Annotated in this window: 4 protein-coding genes and 1 pseudogene; 3 read left to right on the forward strand and 2 right to left on the reverse strand. The window is 53.8% G+C overall.

All coding sequences use genetic code 11. The features are described from left to right. A pseudogene (locus tag QJ48_RS34075) lies at positions 1–304 on the reverse strand (beta-N-acetylhexosaminidase); the annotation flags it as partial. Positions 305–426: 122 nt separating this feature from the next. Between QJ48_RS34075 and QJ48_RS34080 the strand changes: the two are divergent. From QJ48_RS34080 to QJ48_RS34090, 3 genes are read left to right on the forward strand one after another with little or no spacing between them, the layout of a single operon-like run. Then, positions 427–1,278 carry a MurR/RpiR family transcriptional regulator gene (locus tag QJ48_RS34080; RefSeq protein ID WP_054977718.1) on the forward strand — a complete coding sequence of 284 codons (852 nt, stop codon included), beginning with the start codon at positions 427–429 and terminating at the stop codon, positions 1,276–1,278. A 26-nt stretch (positions 1,279–1,304) separates the two neighbouring features. Then, entirely contained in the window at positions 1,305–2,522 is a 1,218-nt protein-coding gene (gene nagA, locus QJ48_RS34085; RefSeq protein WP_054977719.1) for an N-acetylglucosamine-6-phosphate deacetylase, read from the forward strand. 50 nt (positions 2,523–2,572) lie between these two features. Continuing rightward, complete coding sequence (locus QJ48_RS34090; protein WP_054977720.1) at positions 2,573–3,316, forward strand: MOSC domain-containing protein; 744 nt, start codon at positions 2,573–2,575, stop codon at positions 3,314–3,316. A 121-nt stretch (positions 3,317–3,437) separates the two neighbouring features. On the opposite strand, the gene ylqF is transcribed toward QJ48_RS34090, so the two are convergent. Continuing rightward, a partial coding sequence (ylqF, locus tag QJ48_RS34095; RefSeq protein WP_054977721.1) for a ribosome biogenesis GTPase YlqF occupies positions 3,438–4,259 on the reverse strand: 822 nt, incomplete at its 5' end.

A 4,259-nucleotide genomic window follows, 5' to 3' on the forward strand; every position in this document is an offset into this window, starting at 1 on the left:
ATACCGCATTGCGGGACAAGTCGAACTGCGGCCCGATCGCATCGAACTGCGGATGCTCCTTGATATGGAACGATTCTTTCTCGCCGTAATGCTGAATAAACAACCCTAATGCGCGAAAAAATTCATGCTTTTTTCCACAGCGGATCGTTCCTTGCCCTTGTTCCAGACGAACCTCCAGCACATTCGGCGTCTGCTCCACACGCACCGGAATTCCGTCATTAGACAGCGTAAACCGCAGTTCCTCCGCCAACAGCCCGATCCCGGCAGACAGCTCTTCCGATTGCCCTTCAAACTTTATTCTCATCGCTTATCCCTCCAAACTGGTATGGATACAAAAAAACATTGATATGTAACATTATTACGTATATTATTATATTAAGAGGAATTATATTACGTCAATGAATAAATCACAAGCAGGTGAAGGTCATGAACAATGCCGGTGTATTGCTGCAAAGCATGCTCGATACGCTGCATCCGGCTGAAAAACGGGTAGCCGAGTATATTCTTAAGCATCAACAGCAAATTAGCCAAATTTCCGTGCAAAAGCTCGCCGAGGACACCGAAACCAGCGTAGCGACGGTCGCCCGGCTTGCCCAACGCGCCGGCTTCAGCGGATACCGCGAATTAAAGTTTGCCCTGCTATCCGCCGCGGCCGCCCTTCCGAAGACAGACGATCATTTTGACGATATTCGTCCCGGCATGGATTCCGCTCAAGTGATCCAGCAGCTTACCTGCTGGGCGAAGCAATGCATTGAGGATACCGCAAAGGTTCTTTCCCCCGAACAGGTGGACCGGGCCGTTACTGCGCTGCTTAACGCTTCGAAAACGGCTTTTTTCGGTGTAGGCAGCTCTTCTTTCGTCGCAATGGACGCCTCTTTCAAATGGATTCGTCTGAACCGGTGGAGCTTTGTTTACAGCGACCCTCAAGTCATGCTGCTTTCCGGCGTCATGCTTCAGCCGGGGGATGTGCTGGTCGCTATCTCCTATTCTGGAAAAACAAAGGAAACGCTCGAAGTGGCTGCGATGGCTAAGGAGCACGGGGCCACAGTGATCAGTATCACGCAGGTCGGCAACAATCCGCTCCATCAGATGGCGGATATCGGGCTATGGGTTACGGCGACCGAAGCGGGGATGAAACGGGGCGACATCGGTTCGCGTCTGGCTCAAACCCATGTGATCGATATTTTATACATGTCCATGATCAGCCGTAACTTTACCGACGCCGTCATGCAGTTGGAAGAAACCTACACCATGGTGCGCCAAAAAAGGAAGGACTAAACCAAGAGCAAATGGAGGCGTTGCACATGACGGAGTGCGAACGGAGCGTCGACAGGCTGGTGCTCAAAGGGACGATCCTCGACGGGAGCGGCAAAGAGCCTTTTAGCGGTTATGTCGTCATCGAGCGGGGCCGGATCGCAAGTGTATTCCCCGAAGGAGTAGCGCCTGCGGAAGCTATTCCGCAGCCTGATTTTACCGACGCCCCCGTGCTTGATTTCGGCAAGGCATATCTGACCCCCGGCTTGATCGACATTCATCTTCACGGGGGCGCTGGTGCGGATGTCATGGACGGCAGCGCCGACAGCCTGATTCGGATGCTCCGCTACTATCTCGCCCATGGAACCACCTCGATTCTCGCCACCACCTTGACGGCCTCGAAGCCGGATATTGATCGCGCGCTTGCCACCGCTTTTTCCGTCCAGCAAACGAAGCGCATCGGCCAAGTGATCCAGGGCGTCCATCTCGAAGGGCCGTTCCTCAGTCCCAAATGGCCGGGCGCCCAGCATCCACAATGGATTTGCAACCCGCAGACCGCATGGCTTCGCGAATGGACCTCCCGCTTCCCCGGACTCATTCGCATGCTGACACTCGCCCCTGAATTGGAAGGCGCCGAAGAAGCCATTGCTTATGCGCTGGAGCAAAACATCATCGCCGCTTGCGGACATTCCGACGCTACCTACGATCAGGTGCGCACCGCTATCGGCTGGGGAATTTCCCATGCCGTCCACTGCTGCAATGCCATGCGTCCGTTTCATCATCGGGAACCTGGGGTTGTGGGAGCGGTGCTCCTGCACGACGAGCTCAGCACCGAAATCAATGTAGACGGGTATCATCTGCATCCGGCGGCAGTGGAATTGATTTTAAGACTGAAGCAGGACCGCGTCTGTGTCATTACGGACTCCATGCGCGCCGCGGGAATGACGGACGGCGTCTACCATTTGGCCGGACTGGAGGTGCACGTAAATCAAGGGGCTGCCCGCTTTGCCGACGGCACGATCGCCGGAAGCACCATTCCTTTGGTGCAATCGGTACGAAATCTCGTGCAGACGCACGGAAAATCGCTGCCGGAGGCGGTGAAGCATGCGACCTCGATTCCGGCGGGAATCGTAAAATTGCATAGCAAGGGACTTTTAAAAGCCGGGTACGATGCGGACCTTGTCGTGGTGGAGCCGGAGGGCCTGCAAGTGAAGCGTGTCATGCTTGGCGGGGATTGGTATGATCCCGAGACCCATGATTTTGCCTAAACAGGGAGAAGCATCCATTCACAAGCGTCCATTTCAAGGAGGGGCTCGCTTTGAAATCCATTGGTGTCATTCAGTCTATTTACCGGTATCCCGTTAAGTCTTTTCAAGGGGAACGCCTAAGCGCGGTCAATATTGAGCGATACGGATTATACGGAGACAGAGGATACGCTTTTATCGATCATACGCGTTCAACCGATGCTTCCCGGTCCAACAAGAAGCTGAACGCCAAATTTGTTCCGAAGCTGCTCGCTTACTCCAGCAAATACGTCGCTGACAGATCCAACAACGAATTTCCGCCAATCCAGGTAACGGCTCCAGACGGCCGGATATTTCAATGGGATGAGGAGCTTTTTGAAGAAATTCGGGCCGTCGTTTCTCCGCGGGAAATTTCTCCCCGGAAGTATTCGCCGGAGCATGACGACCTGCTGGGGGTTGACGAAGCAAGTATTTTGATCGCCACGGATGTTTCTCTGGCCGAACTGGAAAAAATCATTGGCGTGGAGACCGACATACGCAGGTTCAGGCCCAACTTCGTCATTCGTTACGACGAACCGCAGCCCTTTGAGGAATTTGATTGGATTGGGAAAACCGTCCAAATCGGAGATACGAAACTGGAGATATACAAAAAATGCCATCGATGCAGTATGATAAACGTAGATCCGGACCACAATACCGTCAACCCGACCTTCCTAAAGCATATCGCCAAGCATCTGGATGCCTGCTTTGGGGTGTATGCCCGAGTCATTCGGACCGGAAGCGTTACCGTTGACGATGCCGTTTATTTGCTCGACTGAATTTCAAATGAAAAAGAGCGATTCGTTCCTTTACGAATTCGCTCTACACGGTAAATTTTATAACTTTCCCGATGCGCGCGGTGCCTTTCACAGCGCGCGTCGCGGCGTCTAGGGTTACTCATTAATGGTCAGGTTGTGCAGCATCGTCAGGCGCTTCGAGACTAATGCGTCCAAGCTTGCCCGCTCTCAGCTCGCGCAGAATGGCCAGCGAGGCCTTCTCCAGATCCACCCGTCCCCCGCTCATCAGAGCGCCGCGCTTGCGGCCTACAGCTTCCATCAGAGCCACAATGGCATCGGTGTCTGCCGGATCTTGCGGAACCTCTTCTACGCCAAACCGTTCTTTGACCGCTTGTGCATAATGCTGGGTCAAATAACGCATGGCGAACAGAGCTATTTCCTCCACCTGCAAAATCTCTTCCTTGATCGCTCCGGTTGCTGCCAAGCGCAGACCGACCGACTGATCTTCGAACTTCGGCCACAAAATCCCCGGGGTATCGAGCAGCTCCATCTCCGTGCCGACCTTAATCCACTGTTGACCTTTGGTTACCCCCGGCTTGTCTCCGGTTGCGGCGATTTTACGTCCGGCCATCCGGTTGATCAGGGTGGACTTTCCGACATTCGGAATTCCGACAATCAGCGCGCGGATCGCTCTCGGATTCATCCCTTTGCGCAGCTGCGCCTGAATTTTTTCCGACAGCAGCTCCTTGCTGCGCTGCATAATTTCTTTCACCGGATTTCCGCCTACGGAATCGATAGGGATCGCTTTCAACCCTTGTTCCGCGAAAAACTCAATCCACTGCCGGGTGACCTCCGGGTCCGCCAAATCGTGTTTGTTCAGCAGAACCAACCGCGGTTTATTTTGCAAAATTTCATCGATCATCGGGTTTCGGCTGGATAACGGTACCCGCGCATCCAAAAGCTCGATCGCCATATCAATCAGCTT

It is taken from the genome of Paenibacillus sp. A3 (assembly GCF_001399685.1).
GTDB lineage: Bacteria > Bacillota > Bacilli > Paenibacillales > NBRC-103111 > Paenibacillus_G.